Origin of the sequence: Bradyrhizobium sp. WYCCWR 13022 (assembly GCF_030435535.1) — a bacterium.
GTDB lineage: Bacteria > Pseudomonadota > Alphaproteobacteria > Rhizobiales > Xanthobacteraceae > Bradyrhizobium.
Window position 1 is genome coordinate 122,688 of record NZ_JAUIZJ010000043.1, and the last position, 16,270, is coordinate 138,957.

11 protein-coding genes are annotated in these 16,270 nt (G+C 65.3%); 4 read left to right on the forward strand and 7 right to left on the reverse strand.

Annotated elements, in window-relative coordinates; translation table 11 throughout:
• The first annotated feature begins 27 nt into the window (after nt 1-27).
• Entirely contained in the window at nt 28-2,724 is a 2,697-nt protein-coding gene (locus tag QY049_RS36270; protein WP_258762806.1) for a DUF2339 domain-containing protein, read from the forward strand.
• Between the two features lie 4 nt (nt 2,725-2,728).
• Here QY049_RS36270 and QY049_RS36275 read toward each other — a convergent pair whose 3' ends face one another.
• The 7 genes from QY049_RS36275 to QY049_RS36305 form a co-directional block, all read right to left on the reverse strand.
• The gene (locus QY049_RS36275) at nt 2,729-4,417 is read right to left on the reverse strand and encodes a methyl-accepting chemotaxis protein (protein ID WP_258762807.1); all 1,689 of its coding nucleotides are present in this window, start codon (nt 4,415-4,417) and stop codon (nt 2,729-2,731) included.
• A gap of 279 nt (nt 4,418-4,696) precedes the next feature.
• Nucleotides 4,697-6,667, reverse strand: coding sequence for a methyl-accepting chemotaxis protein (locus tag QY049_RS36280; protein ID WP_258762808.1), 1,971 nt, complete (start codon nt 6,665-6,667; stop codon nt 4,697-4,699).
• Nucleotides 6,668-6,868: 201 nt separating this feature from the next.
• On the reverse strand, nt 6,869-8,605 hold the full coding sequence (locus QY049_RS36285) for a methyl-accepting chemotaxis protein (protein ID WP_258762809.1): 1,737 nt from the start codon (nt 8,603-8,605) through the stop codon (nt 6,869-6,871).
• Nucleotides 8,606-8,883: 278 nt separating this feature from the next.
• Nucleotides 8,884-9,144: a hypothetical protein gene (locus QY049_RS36290; protein ID WP_194477283.1), complete on the reverse strand. Its 261-nt coding sequence runs from the start codon at nt 9,142-9,144 to the stop codon at nt 8,884-8,886.
• A gap of 166 nt (nt 9,145-9,310) precedes the next feature.
• Entirely contained in the window at nt 9,311-9,919 is a 609-nt protein-coding gene (locus QY049_RS36295) for a hypothetical protein (protein ID WP_194477284.1), read from the reverse strand.
• Between the two features lie 112 nt (nt 9,920-10,031).
• Nucleotides 10,032-11,018, reverse strand: coding sequence for an MDR family oxidoreductase (locus tag QY049_RS36300; RefSeq protein WP_258762810.1), 987 nt, complete (start codon nt 11,016-11,018; stop codon nt 10,032-10,034).
• 42 nt (nt 11,019-11,060) lie between these two features.
• Complete coding sequence (locus tag QY049_RS36305) at nt 11,061-12,314, reverse strand: MFS transporter (protein ID WP_258762811.1); 1,254 nt, start codon at nt 12,312-12,314, stop codon at nt 11,061-11,063.
• Between the two features lie 340 nt (nt 12,315-12,654).
• Between QY049_RS36305 and nadA the strand changes: the two genes are divergently transcribed.
• The 3 genes from nadA to nadC are packed head-to-tail and all read left to right on the forward strand — an operon-like array spanning nt 12,655 to nt 16,264.
• A complete protein-coding gene (gene nadA, locus QY049_RS36310) occupies nt 12,655-13,758 on the forward strand; it encodes a quinolinate synthase NadA (protein WP_258762812.1) in 1,104 nt (367 codons plus the stop codon).
• An 8-nt stretch (nt 13,759-13,766) separates the two neighbouring features.
• Complete coding sequence (locus QY049_RS36315; RefSeq protein ID WP_258762813.1) at nt 13,767-15,374, forward strand: L-aspartate oxidase; 1,608 nt, start codon at nt 13,767-13,769, stop codon at nt 15,372-15,374.
• A gap of 11 nt (nt 15,375-15,385) precedes the next feature.
• On the forward strand, nt 15,386-16,264 hold the full coding sequence (nadC, locus tag QY049_RS36320) for a carboxylating nicotinate-nucleotide diphosphorylase (protein WP_258762814.1): 879 nt from the start codon (nt 15,386-15,388) through the stop codon (nt 16,262-16,264).
• The last annotated feature ends 6 nt before the right edge of the window (nt 16,265-16,270 follow it).

Below are 16,270 nucleotides of genomic sequence, written 5' to 3' on the forward strand. Positions count from 1 at the left end.
CCTGCCCGCCGATCGCCAGGAGGCCCCATGTTCGACGCCCCGTTCGACGTCTTTGCAGTAATGATTGCGATCGCCGCGTTCCTGATCGCGCTGAAAGCTTCGAACCAGGCAACCGAGCTTCGCCGGCGCCTGGGCTCGCTTGAGGCCGCGTTGCAGGCGCAGCGGCAGGTCCAGCCGCCGCCACCGCTTCCTCTGCAGGAGCTCGCGAGCACGCCCGCGGCAGAGCCGCCGCCGCTTGCACCGGAAGCCGATGTCACGCCGCCTCCGCCCGTCACCGAGGCGGCTTCGCCGCCCCCGCTCGAAGCCGGCACCGAGCCCGAAATGCCACCGCCGCTGCCGGCGCCGGCCCCCGGCTTCGAGGAACGGCTCGGCACGCGCTGGGTGGTGTGGATCGGCGGCCTTGCGCTCGCGCTCGGCGGCTTCTTCATGGTGCGCTATTCGATCGAGGCCGGCCTCGTCGGCCCCGGCGTGCGCGTTTTTCTGGGCAGCCTGTTCGCAGCCGCGCTGTTGGGCGCCGGCGAATGGACGCGGCGCAAGGAGAGCATCTCCAATATCCAGGCGCTGCCAATCGCCAACATCCCCGCAATCCTCACTGCGGCCGGGACCGCGGTGGCGTTCGCGACCGTGTATGCGGCCTACGCACTCTATGGCTTCCTGGTACCCGCCACGGCGTTCGTGCTGCTGGGCATCGTTGCGATGGGCACGCTCGCGGCGGCACTGCTGCACGGGCCGGCGCTCGCAGGCCTCGGCGTGGTCGGCGCCTTTGCAACGCCGGTGCTCGTCTCCAGCGGCAAGCCGGACTATTGGGCGCTCTACATCTATCTTGCCACCGTTACCGCCGCGAGCTTTGGCCTCGCGCGTATCCGGCTCTGGCGCTGGCTGGCTGTGACGACGATCGTCTTCGCCGTGCTCTGGATCTTCCCGGGCCTCGACACCGGTCAATTGGAGGTCGCGCCGCACGCCTTCCATGCGATCGCCGGTTTCGTGCTTGCCGCACTGCTCGTGGTCTGCGGCTTCATGTTCGGCCCGACCATCGAGGACGGGCAGATCGAGCCGGTGTCCTCCAGCGCGCTCGGCGCCTATCTGTTCGGCGCGATGCTGATCGTGCTGTCGAGCGCGCATGCCGACCTCTCGCTGATCGCATTCACGCTGCTTGTTGCGGCGACGCTGTTCGTCGCCTGGCGCGCGGAGGCCGCCGTCGGCGCGCTGGGCGCCACCGCCGCGACCGTGTTCATCGTGTTCGCCGAATGGGCGGTGCGCGCCAATCCTGACATGCTGGTCCTGCCGGGCGGACCCATGCCCGGAATCACGCCGACCGCCACCGACAGCGCGGTGATGCAGCATCTGGTGATGGCCGCGATCTTCGCCGCCGGCTTTGGCATCGCCGGCTTCTTCGCGCAGGGTCGCTCCAATTCAGCGATCGTTCCTGTGGTATGGTCGGCGGCGGGCGTCGCCACGCCGATCGCGCTCCTGGTTGCGCTCTATGCCCGCATCGCCCATCTCGATCGCTCTATTCCGTTCGCGATCGTCGCGGTGCTGCTCGCGGCCGCCTTTGGCGTCGCGACCGAAGCACTCACTCGTCGCGAGAGCCGACCCGGCCTTGCAATCTCCACGGCGCTGTTTGCGACCGGCACGCTCGGCGCTCTGGCACTGGCGCTGACCTTTGCACTGGAGAACGGCTGGCTCACCATTGCGCTGGCGCTGATGTCGCTCGGCACCGCCTGGATTGCGATGAAGCGGCCCATCCCGTTCCTGCGTTGGCTCGCCGCGATCTTCGCCGGCATTGTCACTGCGCGCGTCGGTTATGACCCGCGCATCGTCGGCGACGCCGTCGGCACGACGCCGATCTTCAATTGGCTATTGTGGGGATATGGCCTGCCGGCGGCCTCGTTCTGGGCGGCAAGTCTCTTCTTGCGTCGCAGGGGTGATGACCCGCCGCTGCGCATCGTGGAGACCGCGGCAATCCTGTTCACCGCGCTGCTCGCCTTCATGGAGGTCCGCCATCTCGCCACCGGCGGCGACATGATCGCTGCGCCGTCATTGTTGGAGGCCGCCTTGCAGGTCTGCGTGGCGCTGGCTATGGCGATCGGACTGGAACGGCTGCGGCTGCGCAGCCACTCCATCGTGCACAATGTCGGCGCGATCGCCCTCACAGCGATCGCTGGTTTCATCAGCGTATTCGGTCTCTTCTTTCTCGAGAACCCGCTGATCTGGCACATCGATGTCGGCGGCGCCGTCTTCAACCTGCTGCTACTCGGCTATGCGCTGCCGGCCGCGCTGCTGCTGCTGCTCGCCTATGCTGTCGTCGGCGCGCGCGGCAAGATCTACGCGAATGCGATCGCTGGCGCGGCGCTGGTGTTTGCGCTGTCGTACCTGACGCTGGAGATCCGCCGCTTCTATCACGGCCCGTTCCTCACCACCGGCGAGACCACGGGGGCCGAGCAATACACTTATTCAATCGGCTGGCTCGCCTTCGGCGTCGTGCTGCTCGGCATCGGCATTCTGGTCAACTCCGAGCGGGCGCGGCTGGCCTCGGCCGCCGTCATCGCGCTGACGATCCTGAAGGCCTTCGTGATCGACATGTCGACGCTGACAGGCGTCTACCGCGCTCTGTCGTTCATGGGCCTCGGCATCGTGCTGGTCGCGATCGGCTGGCTCTACCAGCGCATCCTGTTCCGGCGACCGATCACGCCGCCGCCGACTCCGCAGACGACAGGCAGCTGAAGGATCAAGCCGCGCGGACCGACTCCAGGAACTGCGCAACCTCGACCTTGAGGCGGGTGCTGTCGGTCGCGAGGGATTTCGCCGCCGACAGAACTTCGGTCGAGGCCGAGCCGGTCTCGATCGCGCCGCGCTGCACGTCGGTGATGTTCATCGATACTTCTTGCGTGCCGAGCGAAGCTTGCTGAACGTTACGCGAGATCTCCTGCGTGGCCGCGCCCTGCTCTTCGACGGCGGCGGCGATCGCGGAGGACACTTCCGACAGCTTCTCGATGGTGCCACCGATCTCCTGGATCGCGCTGACCGATTCCTGCGTCGCGGCCTGGATGCCTGCAACCTGCGCGCCGATCTCGCCGGTCGCCTTTGCGGTCTGCTCGGCCAGCGCCTTCACCTCGGAGGCGACGACCGCGAAGCCGCGACCGGCCTCGCCGGCGCGCGCCGCTTCGATGGTGGCGTTCAGCGCCAGCAGATTGGTCTGGCCTGCGATGGTGTTGATGAGCTCGACGACATCGCCGATGCGGGACGCCGCCTGCGACAGCTCGTTGACCCGCGCATTGGTGCGCGCCGCCTGATCGACCGCCTCCGCGGCCATCCGCGCCGAGTCCTGCACGCGGCGGCTGATCTCGGTGACGGAGGACGACAGCTCTTCGGAAGCCGAGGCCACCGACTGCACGTTGGTCGACGCTTCCTCGGAGGCCGCCGCGACTGCGGTTGCAAGCTCCTGGCCACGCTGCGCGGTGTTGCTCAGCGTCGTTGCCGACGCCTCGAGCTCGGTCGAGGCCGAGGAAACGGTGCCGACGACCTCGCCGATCATCGCCTCGAATTTGCGGGTGATGGCGTCGACGCGGCGGCCGCGATCGATCTTGGCCTCGGCGTCGCGCGCAGCCGCCTCGTCGGCCGCCCGCTTTGCGATCAGCGCCTCCTTGAAAATCTGAAGTGCGTCGGCCATCGAGCCGATCTCGGTCTTCTCGCCGCGATGCGGCACCTCGGCCGAAAGATCGCCTTCACCGAGCGACTGCATCGGCTTGATGATCGATGCGATTCCGCGCGACACGTCGCGCACGAGGTAGTAGGCCGCACCGATCGCGATCACGACCGAGAGCACGATGATGCCGACCAGCACGCGGAAGATGGTGGCATAGCTTTCGGCGGCCTGCTTCGTTTCCAGCTCGGCGCCACGGTTGTTCAACTCGATGCCCTTCTGAAGCAGGGGATCTGCCGCCTGGGCCATCTTCGCGACCTTGGTCTGCAACATCTCGTTGGCGTCGGTCGGGAACTTGCCGGGGCTCTTGCGCGACAGCGCCATCGTCTCCTGAACGCCGGTCAGGTAGTCCGCCCAGGCCTTGGTCCACTGTTCGTAGATCGAGCGCTCTTCCGGCGAGGTGATCAGGCTCTCATAGACCTTGCGGGTCGCCTCGATGCGGTCGCGCAGAGGAATCATGCGCTTCTCTGCGGCCTCCTTGCCCTCGATGCTCTCCTGCATGAGATGCAGACGAAGGACGACGCGCAGCTCGTTGATATCGGCACGCATCGAGCCGAGCGCGCGCACGCTCGGCAGCCAGCTCTCTGCGATCTCGACGGTATGGGAATTGATGTTCTGCATCGTGCCGATCGCCACAACGCCGATGCCGGCGAGGGAGAGCACGAGGACCGACAACACGGTCAGAAGCTTGAACACGATCGACAACTTCGACATCACGACAAATCCCGATGGTACCTGAGAGCACAAGTCACCCGCGCCGCGACCATCCCGAACGACGGTGGGCGGAAGTCATTCCAACAATGCTGGCTGGTTCTTATCCCGTAAGATTGGGCCCATAGTTGCAAACAGGCGTTAACAGGGACCTACGTGGAACTGCCTCATGCGCCGCCGCTGGCGCTATCTATTCTGCAACCATGTGTTGTATTACAACGAATATCACGCCGCGTCGCACCAGCGCACCGTCAGGTGCGTGGTTCGAACAAGCTGACGGACTCAGGCTGCCCGCACGGACTCCAGGAAGCGCGCGACCTCGCTCTTCAGACGGTTGCTCTCCCGCGACAGCGACTGCGCGGACGAATGCACCTGCGCCGAGGCAGCCCCGGTCTCGCCCGCGCCGCGCTGAACCTCGCCGATATTGGCGGAAACTTCCGAAGTGCCGTGCGCGGCGTGCTGGATGTTGCGGGAGATCTCCTGCGTGGCGGCTCCCTGCTCCTCGACCGCGGCGGCGATGGTCGAGGATATCTCCGACATCCGCGCGATGGTGTCGCCGATCTCCTTGATCGCGCCGACGGAGTCCTGCGTCGCGGTCTGGATCGCGCCGATGTGCTGGCTGATCTCGCCGGTCGCCTTCGCAGTCTGCTCGGCCAGCGCCTTCACTTCGCTCGCCACCACGGCGAAGCCCCTGCCGGCCTCACCGGCACGCGCGGCTTCGATCGTGGCGTTGAGCGCCAGGAGATTGGTCTGGCCGGCGATGGTGTTGATGAGATCGACGACGTCGCCGATGCGACCCGCTGCCTTTGTCAACTCGCCGACGCGTGCATTGGTGCGCTGCGCCTGCTCGACCGCGACGTCGGCGACGCGGGCTGATTCCTGCACCTGACGACCGATCTCGGAGATCGACGACGTCATCTCCTCGCTCGCCGACGATACCGACTGCACGTTGGCGGAGGTTTCCTCCGAAGCCGACGCAACGGAGGTGGCGAGCCCTTTGGAGCGCTCGGCCGCGAGGGTCAGCGTGTTGGAGGAGGCCTCGAGCTCGTTTGCCGCCGATGAGACGGTCTCGACGATCTCGCCGACCGCCCCCTCGAAATCATCAGCGAGCCGCTTCATATCCGCCTTGCGCTGCGCACGTCGCCGCGTGTCGGCTTCCGCCTGCCCGGCGCGCAGCCGCTCGGCCTCCGTCATGTTGGACCGGAACACCTCGACCGCGCCGGCCATCTGGCCGATCTCGTCCCTCCGTCCGACGCCGGGAACGGCAATCGAGATCTCGCCGCGCGCAAGTCGCGTCATCGCATCGACCATGCCGGACAGGGCCTTCGAGATCGAGCGTCCGAGCAAAAAGCTGATCGTCGCAAGCACAACGACAGTGACGAGGAAGGCGATCACCATCCAGAAGCTGACGGCGTCGCGGGTCGCAGCTTCGGCCGCGTCGGCGTGCCTGTACATGGCATCGACGCTGGTTCGCACCTCGACCATCACCGGCGCGAGCTCGCGAAAGGTCTTCATCATCGAGGCGTCGAGAGCCGCGCTTTGTTGTGCAGTGTCAGCCCAGGCCGCGAATTCGGACAGGTATTTCTGGAGCTTGGCCGCGATGTCGTTCATCACCGCCGTCGGGACGGCGACGACCTCGATCGCATTGGAGAATTCAGCCGCGTCCTTCTTCACCTCGGCGAGATATTTGGGGTCGCGCCGCAGCATGAAGTCCATTTCGTGCCGGCGCATCGTCAGCAGCCAACTCGTCGACCTGGGATCGTCGACTTCCTTCAGCTTCGCCTCGATGTCGTCCACTGCGGCACGCAGCGAGCCGGACAGGCCGAGCGTCTCGTTCAGGCCGAGCCGGGTTTCGGCGGCGACCAGCGCGTTGAAATCCGCGGTGTAACGCTTGAAGCCCTCCTGGGCCTGCTTCGTCTTGTCAGATAGGGCGACCATGCCGCCGCCCGACATCAGCCGTTCGATCTCGCCGAAATCGCGATTGATCGGGCCGATCAACTCGGCATGGGCCTTGGCATAGCTCTCGTTGCGGCGTTGCTGAAAATTCTTTTCGTTGCGGCGTGCCTCCAGCATCTCGATCGAGAGCTGCTTGCTGAGGTCGGCGATCGCGCGGGCGCGGTTGGCAACGTCGCGGGAGGCGTCCTGGGAAAGACTGCCGATCTCATAGATCGCGCCGAAGGCGACCAAACCGACGAGACCGAAAAGCCCGATCGCCATCACCCTGTGGGTCAGGCGGATGGAAAGGCCGCTCATGAATGTGCTCCAAAGGCCAGGACATAGTGGAGGCGGACGACTCAACGCCCCGGAATATTGCGGGAGGATCATGCCAGCGTCGCTTTTCCGGAAGGTTAACCCTGCGCCGCATTTGTCGTCGCACCGCAATATACTCGCACGCAAAACGCCGCGCGATTGGGCGCGACGGTTGCGAGCGGTGTCAGTCGAGGGATGGCGGCGTCAGGCCGCGCGAACGGTGCCCAGGAACTTGCTGACCTCGATCTTGAGGCGATTGCTGTCGCCGGACAGCATCTGGGCCGCCGACAGCACTTGCGAGGATGCCGAGCCGGTCTCGCTCGCCCCGCGCTGCACGTCGGTGATGTTGGACGACACCTGGTGAGTGCCCTCCGCCGCCTGCTGCACGTTGCGGGAGATCTCCTGCGTGGCCGCGCCCTGCTCCTCGACGGCGGCCGCGATGGTCGAGGAGATCTCGGACAATTTTTCGATGGTGTCGCTGATCTCCTTAATGGCGCCGACCGATTGCTCGGTCGCGGCCTGGATGCCGGTAATCTGCTGACCGATCTCGCCGGTCGCTTTCGCCGTCTGCTCGGCGAGCGCCTTGACCTCCGAGGCGACGACCGCAAAGCCGCGGCCGGCTTCACCCGCGCGCGCCGCCTCGATCGTGGCGTTGAGCGCCAGCAGATTGGTCTGGCCCGCAATCGTGTTGATCAGTTCGACCACGTCGCCGATTCGCGTTGCCGCCATCGACAGTTCGCTCATCCGCTCGGTCGTGACGCGCGCCTGGCCGACCGCCTCGTTGGCAACACGCGCGGACTGCTGGACCTGCCGGCTGATCTCGTTGATCGATGACGAGAGTTCCTCCGTTGCCGATGCTACCGACTGGACGTTGGCGGAAGCTTCCTCGGAGGCCGCTGCGACCACGGTGGCTAGCCCCTGCCCGCGCTCGGCTGTCGAGGTCAATGTCGAGGCCGAAGCCTCGAGCTCGGTTGCGGCGGAGGATACGGTCTCGACGATCTCGCCGATCGCGGATTCGAAGCTGTCGGCAAGCTTGTGCATCTCGGCCTTGCGCTGCGCCGCGGCCGCCTGATCCTGCCTGATCTTGGCCTCGGCTTCGTCGCGGGCCTTCTGTTCGGAGACGATCTTGAACTTCTCGACAGCCGCAGCGACGCCGCCGACCTCGTCCTTGCGGCCAAGACCCGGCAGCACGACGGAAAAGTCGCCGCCGGCGAGCTTGTCCATGGCGATCGTAAGTGCGCGGATCGGCCGCGCGATGGACAGGAAGGACATCAGCCAGGAGCCGATCAGGATGATCACGGCGCAGATGCCGACCATCAGCCCGATCTCCTCGCCCGAGGTCATCGCCTGCAACGCACCGGCGACTTCCTCCTCGCTCCTGTGTTTGGCGAAATCGGCAACCTGACCGGTCAACTGATCCAGTTCGGCCGCGATTGGTAGTGTGCCTTCGCGGGCAAGACGCGCTGCGTCTTCGGCAAACTTGGCGACACGCGCAGCTGCATCCGGCCCGGTGAGGGCGAGCGCCTCGCCGCGGACCGATGCGACTTGCTTCGCTCCCTTGACGTAGTTCGCGCCGAGACCGCTGAGCCTTTCGATACGCTCCCGGTTTTCCGGCGCCCGCGACAGCTTCAGCATCTGTTCGACGACCCGCGCAAAGGTCTTGGAACGTTCGATGAGCGCGTCACCCGCATTTTGCAACTCGCCTGGATTGTTCGCGAGCCTGATGTCGCGGACGGCGAGTTGCATGCTGCGCGCCGCAAGCTTGGCTTCGACCGCCTCGCGTGCAAGCTGCTGCTGCGCGACCGCGGCCTCGCTAGCCCGGCGCACGTTGCCGTTGCCGATGAACTGGCTCGCGTTCAACGCGATGACCAGGAGAATGCCGAACGCCGACGCAACAGCCAGCTTGGTCCCGATCCGCAAGTTCTGAATGAGGCTCAACATGGGCACGCTTTCCTTCGGGAATGCGCAGCCAAGTCATTGTCGGCTGCCCTCGGCGTTGATCGCCCTTGCCCAAAAACTGAGCGCCTGACGTTCCGATTTGGTTAACAACAAATCCCGGACAAATACTGGATGGCGGTCAAATGGCCGATAAAATAAGCACGTAGCACGCGCTTAACAAGTTAATCACACGCGGTGATCGGGGCCGCCATCCCGGCGTGGCTCAATGACGGACGCGCACGCGGCATCGGCACCCCGCGAATTTGCAGATGGCGTCCTAACTAGCTTTCATCCGCAGTGGTGTCAGCGCAGCACAAGGTTTCGCCGACCAGGCTGACGCGAAAGACCGGCTTCTTGTTCTCGTCGAGAAGCTCCATGCTCCACTTCGCATTCGGCTTCAGATTGCGCGCGATGCTGCCAAGCAGATTGGCGCAGACCTCGGTCATCTCGGTCCACGCGGCGGCGCGATCCTCGAACTCATAAGGCTGATCAGCGGCGCCGGAATAGCGCCCGGTGCTGATGCGAAAGAAATACAGCGACATGTTTGAACCCTTCGTAGGGCAGCCCCCCGGCCGTTACGCAAGGCTGGGGCGCCAGTCGCTACCAAGGCATAAAAACCACGGGCCGTATCACTACGGCGTCGCGGCTTCGCGTACGGTGCATTAGTCAAGGGCAGGTAAATTGTGCGCGCAGCTTTACTGCCGGACATCACTCGGTCGAGCGGCGCAACTCGAGCGGACCGTCGTTCTTCGTTTCGGATTTCGGCTCGGACTTGGCTACCGACTTCACCGGTTCGATCCGGCTGCTCTCGACCCGCGGCGTCTCGACGCGCGTTGCGACTTCGGTGCTCGGCGTATTGACCGAACCGGTGGTCTGCTCGGACCTGCGCAGCGAGCGCGGCCGGGCAACGGCGCGCGCCATCAGCATCTGATTGCCGCCCTGGTGATGAAAGTCGCAATAAGCGAAACCCATGCCCGAGACGGAGCCGCGGAAGCTGCGATCGTCGGTCTTTTCGAGGTTGAAACAAGGCTCGAACGGAATGCCCTTGATCGAGGCGCAGACATTCTGGCCGCGGATCTGGAGCGTGTTGCCGGGAAGGCGGATGTGGCGTACGGGGCCCGAGCCGGAGAACTGCACCGCGCCGGCGGCGCCGAGATCATCGAGGATGCGACCCGCACCGCGGGTGCCGTCGAAGCAGGTGAAGGCGAATACCTTGCCGGCGACGAAGCGCCGCGCCTCGTCGGCGTTCATGCTCCCGGCCAAAGCGATGGCCGGCGCAAACGTCATGACAGCCCCCAACACGATACGCGCAAGCATGCTCAACTCCGAACCAACCCCGCAGCGGGCGATGCCTTATCTCTTTACCCGCTGCTTACCATACTAACCATGGCGACATTGAAGCAGCTTGGTTGGTAAAGTCTGAACGCCGTTAGACGATTTTTACCACGATGCGGCCGCGGACCTGGCCGGCCAGGATTTTCGCACCCCATTCCGAGACTTCGCCGAGCGAAATTTCCGTAGTAATTTCAGATAGTTTCGACCGATCGAGATCGGAGGCGAGGCGCTGCCAGGCGGCTTTTCGCGGCGGAAGCGGGCACATCACGGAATCGATGCCGAGAAGGCACACCCCGCGCAAAATGAAGGGTGCGACAGAAGTCGGCAGGTCCATGCCGGCCGCGAGACCGCAAGCGGCGATGGCGCCACCATACTTGGTCATCGAGAGGAGATTCGCGAGCGTGGTCGAGCCGACGCTGTCGACGCCGCCCGCCCAGCGCTCCTTGGCGAGGGGTTTTGCCGGGCCCGACAATTCATTGCGGTCGATCACCTCGGCGGCCCCCAGGCTCTTCAGGTAATCGGCCTCGGAAGCCCTGCCCGTCGAGGTGATGACGTGATAGCCGAGCTTCGACAATACGGCTGTCGCAACCGAGCCGACACCACCGGCGGCGCCCGTGACCACCACGGGGCCACTCTTCGGCGACAGGCCATGCTTCTCCAGCGCCAGCACGGACAGCATTGCCGTGAAGCCGGCAGTACCGATCGCCATGGCATCGCGCGCCGACAGGCCCTGCGGCAGGGCCACCAGCCAGTCGCCCTTCACCCGCGCCTTCTCGGCATAGGCGCCGAGATGGGTCTCGCCCATGCCCCAGCCGGTACAGACGACCTTGTCGCCCGCCTTCCACTGCGGGTGCGACGAGGCTTCGACCGTACCGGCGAAATCGATGCCGGCGATCATCGGGAAGCGGCGCACCACCGGCGCCTTGCCCGTCAGCGCGAGGCCGTCCTTGTAGTTCAGCGTCGACCATTCGACGCGGACTGTCACGTCGCCATCCATCAGTTCGGCCTCGTCGAACTGTGTGAGCGCGGCGGTGGTGCCCTTGTCCGCCTTGTCGATCCTGATCGCCTTGAATGTGGCCACGGCTTGAACTCCCTGACTTGTTTGACCGGGATGTTTAGCCGATCAGGCAGGCTGCGCAACCATCCGTGCCACCGGCTTCTCCACGATCGGAAGGTTGATCAGCGCCGAGAGGATGCCGAACAGGATCGAAAGCCACCAGATCGGCGTATAGGAACCGAACTTCTCGAACACGATGCCGCCCAGCCAGACCCCGAGGAAGCCGCCGACCTGATGGCTGACGAAGGCGAAGCCATAGAGCGTGGCCAGCCAGCGCGTGCCGAACATCAGCGCCACCAGCGCCGAAGTTGGCGGCACCGTCGAGAGCCAGGTCAGGCCGGAGACCGCGCCGAATGCGATGGCCGAGAACGGCGTGATCGGGAACGAGATGAAGGCGAGCGTTGCCAACGCGCGGGTAAAATAGATGGCGGAGAGGATGTAGCGCTTGGGCAGCGAGTTCTGGAGGTAGCCGACGCTGAGCGAGCCCATGATGTTGAACAGGCCGATCGCGGCAATCACCCAGCCACCAGTTTGCGTCGAGACACCGCGGTCGACCAGGAACGCCGGCAGATGCACGGTGATGAAAGCGAGCTGGAAGCCGCAGGTGAAGAAGCCGAGCACGAGGAGCACATAGGAGCGATGGCCGAAGGCTTCGGCAAGCGCCTTGGTAATGGTCTGCTCGTCCGCTGGCGCCGCATGGGCCGCACTTGCGACCGGCGCCGTCGAGATCGCCAGCGCGAGCGGGATGATCAGCAGCATCAGGAAGCCGAACACCGTGAGCGCCTGCTGCCAGCCGAAATTGTCGATCAGCGCCACGCCGATCGGCGCGAACAGGAACTGGCCGAGCGAGCCTGCCGCCGTACCGGCGCCAAGCGCAAGGCCGCGCTTCTCGATCGGCAGAAGCTTTGTGAAGGCCGCCAGCACCAGGTTGAACGAACAACCCGCAAGGCCAAAGCCGACCATCACACCCGCGCCAATGTTGAGCGAGAGCGGCGTCGAGGAGTAGCGCATCAGCAATAGACCGCCGGCATAGAGCAGCGCTCCGATGCACATCACGCGGAACAGGCCGAAGCGATCGGCGATCGCGCCCGCAAAGGGCTGACCCAATCCCCACAGCAAGTTCTGAAAGGCGATGGCGAGGCCAAACACGTCGCGGCCCCAGGCAAATTCACGGCTCATCGGCTGCACGAAGAAGCCGAGCGCCGAGCGCGGGCCGAAGCCGAGCATGCCGATGGCGCAGCCGCAGAGAATGATGACGGCTGGTGTGCGCCAACCGGAGGAACGAGATGCAGGAGCGAGTTCGCCCGCTTGTATCGACATGGGTCTTGCTCATCGTTTCTCGGCGGATCCGGGATAGGTAACCGCGAGGCCGCCATTTAATGCAGATGCATTAAAATCCCAAGTCGAAAGTGATTGCGTTGCGCGGGGGGCTCTTGCGGGAGCATTGCGTTTCATCGCGACCTCTCCCTGGGCGCGAGCCGCGGCTTGACGTGAATGTGCGCGAAGGGGTCTGGCGGTCCTGCCCGTGCTATGTTATGTTCGATTTACTCAGATTGAGCATATATAGTTTCACCTGAAATCCGCCCCGGCCTCTCGGCCGGATTTCTCGGGCTCCATATATACTCACATTGAGCATATATGACTGACATGGGAGGCTTCGATGCCTATCGCAGGAATTTACGGCCCCGACGATTTCACCAACCGGCCGCAGCGCCAGCCCACCTCCGCTCCACCGGCGGCGGGGCGACGAGGACCCGCGCTGCCGCGTCCTTCGCTCGAATGGACCAGTGAAGTCGAACGCGCCACCGCGCCGATCTACGAGCGCATCAAGCACGTGATCCCGCCGATCGAGTGGCCGCTGATGGCGCCGACGATTCACGCGATCAACCAGCTCAAGCGCGCACGGAACGCGGTGATCCTCGCCCACAACTACCAGGCGCCGGAGATATTTCATGGCGTCGCCGACATCGGCGGCGACTCGCTCCAGCTCGCCGTCGAAGCCACCAAGGTGAAGGCCGACATCATCGTTCAATGCGGCGTGCACTTCATGGCGGAAACCTCAAAACTGCTCAATCCGGACAAGACGGTGCTGATCCCCGATATGCGCGCCGGCTGCTCGCTCGCCGCCAGCATCACCGGCGCCGATGTGCGCCTGCTCCGCGAAAAATTTCCGGGCGTGCCTGTCGTCGCTTATGTCAACACCTCGGCGGAGGTGAAGGCCGAAGTCGACATCTGCTGCACCTCGTCGAATGCGGTGCAGGTAGTCGAGAGCCTGAATGCGCCCACCGTGATTTTCCTGCCCGACCGCTATCTGGCGACCTATGTCGCCTCGAAGACCAACGTCAGGATCATCGCCTGGAAAGGCGCGTGCGAAGTGCACGAACGCTTCACCGGCGACGAGTTGCGCGCCTTCCGCGACGCCGATCCCTCCGTGCAGATCATCGCGCATCCCGAATGCCCGCCCGACGTGCTGGCGGAGGCCGATTTTACCGGCTCGACCGCGCACATGATCAACTGGGTACGCCAGCGGCGGCCGAAGCGTCTCGTGATGATCACGGAATGCTCGATGGCCGACAATGTCCGCGCTGAGCTGCCCGACGTCGAGATGCTACGCCCCTGCAATCTTTGCCCGCACATGAAGCGCATCACGCTGTCCAACGTCCTGGAGAGCCTGCTGACATCAGGCGAGGAAGTGACGATCGATCCGGCGCTTGCGCAGCGTGCGCGGCGGTCAGTCGAGCGGATGATCAATCTGAAGAATTGAGGCCTGACATGACGAGCAACATCCACAACCTCACCCGCTCCACCGACGACGTCGTCATCGTCGGCGGTGGCCTCGCCGGGCTGTTCTGCGCGCTCAAGCTTTCGCCGCGGCCGGTGACACTGATCTCGGCGGCACCGCTTGGACAGGGCGCATCGTCCGCATGGGCGCAAGGCGGCATCGCGGCCGCAGTCGCTCACGGCGACAGTCCCGAAGCACATGCCGCGGACACGATTGCGGTCGGCGGCGGCATTGTCGACGAAGCCATTGCGCTCGGCATCGCGCGCGAGGCTGGCCTGCGCATTCACGATCTGCTCGCGTATGGCGTGCCGTTCGATCGGGATCTCGAAGGTCGGCTTGCCGTGGGGCGCGAAGCTGCGCATTCGGCACGCCGCATCGTTCATGTCCGTGGCGATGGCGCGGGTGCCGCGATCATCGCGGCCCTGAGCGAGGCCGTGCGCCGCACGCCGTCGATCCGCCTGATCGAGGGCTTCGTCGCAGAAGCACTACTGACCGAAGATGGCTCCGTCACCGGACTTCAATTGCGCGAGGCGGGTAATTTGGCAGCGACGCCCGTGATGATCGCCTCGCGCACCATCGTGCTCGCGACCGGCGGCATCGGCCATCTCTATGCCGTCACCACCAATCCGACTGAGGCCAACGGATCTGGCCTTGCGATCGCGGCGCGCGCCGGCGCCCTGATTGCCGATCCGGAATTCGTGCAGTTTCACCCAACCGCCATCATGACCGGCCGCGACCCGGCGCCGCTCGCGACAGAGGCGTTGCGCGGCGAAGGCGCAACGCTGATCAACGCTGACGGCGAACGCTTCATGGCGCCGCTTCATCCCCTTGCCGAGCTCGCGCCGCGCGACATCGTGGCCCGCGGCGTGTTTGCCGAGATCGCGGCGGGACGCGGAGCTTTCCTCGATGCGAGGCAGGCACTCGGCGCGCGCTTCGCCGACAAATTCCCCACCGTGCATGCGAGCTGCATCGCCGCCGGCATCGACCCGGCGACGCAAGCCATCCCGATCGCGCCGGCCGTGCATTATCACATGGGCGGCATTGCCGTGGACACACGCGGGCGCAGCTCGATCGACGGACTCTGGGCTGGCGGCGAGGTGTCGTCCACCGGCATGCATGGCGCCAACCGGCTTGCGTCTAATTCGTTACTGGAAGCCGTGGTTTATGCCGCTCGCATCGCCGAGGACATCGCGGGTCAAGCGATCCCCTCGCCGGCTCGCCTCCCCCAGGCGCTGGCCACGCCGCGCGCCGGCGCGCCGGATGCGAGCGTCGTGAAGCGGCTGCGGGCGATGATGAGCGCGAATGTCGGCGTGATCCGCGAGCGCGACGGACTTGCGGACGCCGTGCGCAGTTTTGCCGCGCTCGAGCACGCGGCGACAAGCATCGTGGTTCGCAACATGGCAACAGCAGCTCTGCTCGTGGCGGCCTCAGCCTGGAGCCGGCGCGAGAGCCGTGGCGCGCACTGCCGGGCCGACCATCCTGCGGAAGTCCCCGCACTCGCGCGGCGAACGATGACGTCACTCGCCGAAGCACACGACATCGCGGACGACCTCACCGAACATTCGACACCGCGCATCGCGCAATCCATGATCGCCTGACGGAGCCCTTTATGATCACCCCGACCTCCCTGCTCTATCCCGACGCCTTCCTGTCACCGCTGGCCATCGACGATGCCGTTCGGCGCGCGCTCGACGAAGATCTCGGGCGCGCCGGCGACATCACCTCGCTCGCGACGATCCCGGAAGCAACAAAAGAGCAGGCCGCCCTCGTGGCGCGACAGTCCGGAGTCATCGCCGGCCTGCCGCTGGCAGTGGCGACCTTGCATAGGCTCTCGTCCGACATCGAGGTCCGCGCGCATGTCCGCGACGCCGGGCGCGTCACCCGCGGGCAGCATGTGCTGACGATCTCAGGTCCGGCGCGTGCCATTCTCACCGCCGAGCGAACTGCGCTGAATTTCGTCGGGCGTCTCTCCGGCATCGCCACGCTCACGGCCGCCTACGTCGCGCGCACCGAAGGCACCAAGATGCGCATCTGCTGCACGCGAAAGACCACGCCGGGATTGCGGGCGCTGGAGAAATATGCGGTGCGTTGCGGCGGCGGCTTCAATCACCGTTTCGGGCTCGACGATGCGATCCTGGTCAAGGACAACCACATCGCGGTCGCCGGCGGCATCCGCCCCGTTCTGGAGCGCGCCCGCGCCCATGCCGGTCATCTCGTCAAGATCGAGATCGAGGTGGATACACTGGCGCAGCTCCGCGAGGTGCTCGACACGGGAATGGCCGAGGCCGTGCTGCTCGACAACATGGATATCGCGACGCTGCGCGAAGCTGTCAGGATGACGGAAGGCCGTCTGAAGCTGGAGGCCTCCGGCGGCGTCACGCTGGACTCGATTGCCGCGATCGCGGCCACCGGCGTCGACTACGTCTCGTCAGGCGCGCTGACGCATTCGGCGCCGAACTTCGACTGCGCAATGGATATTGCGGCGTGAGATGCG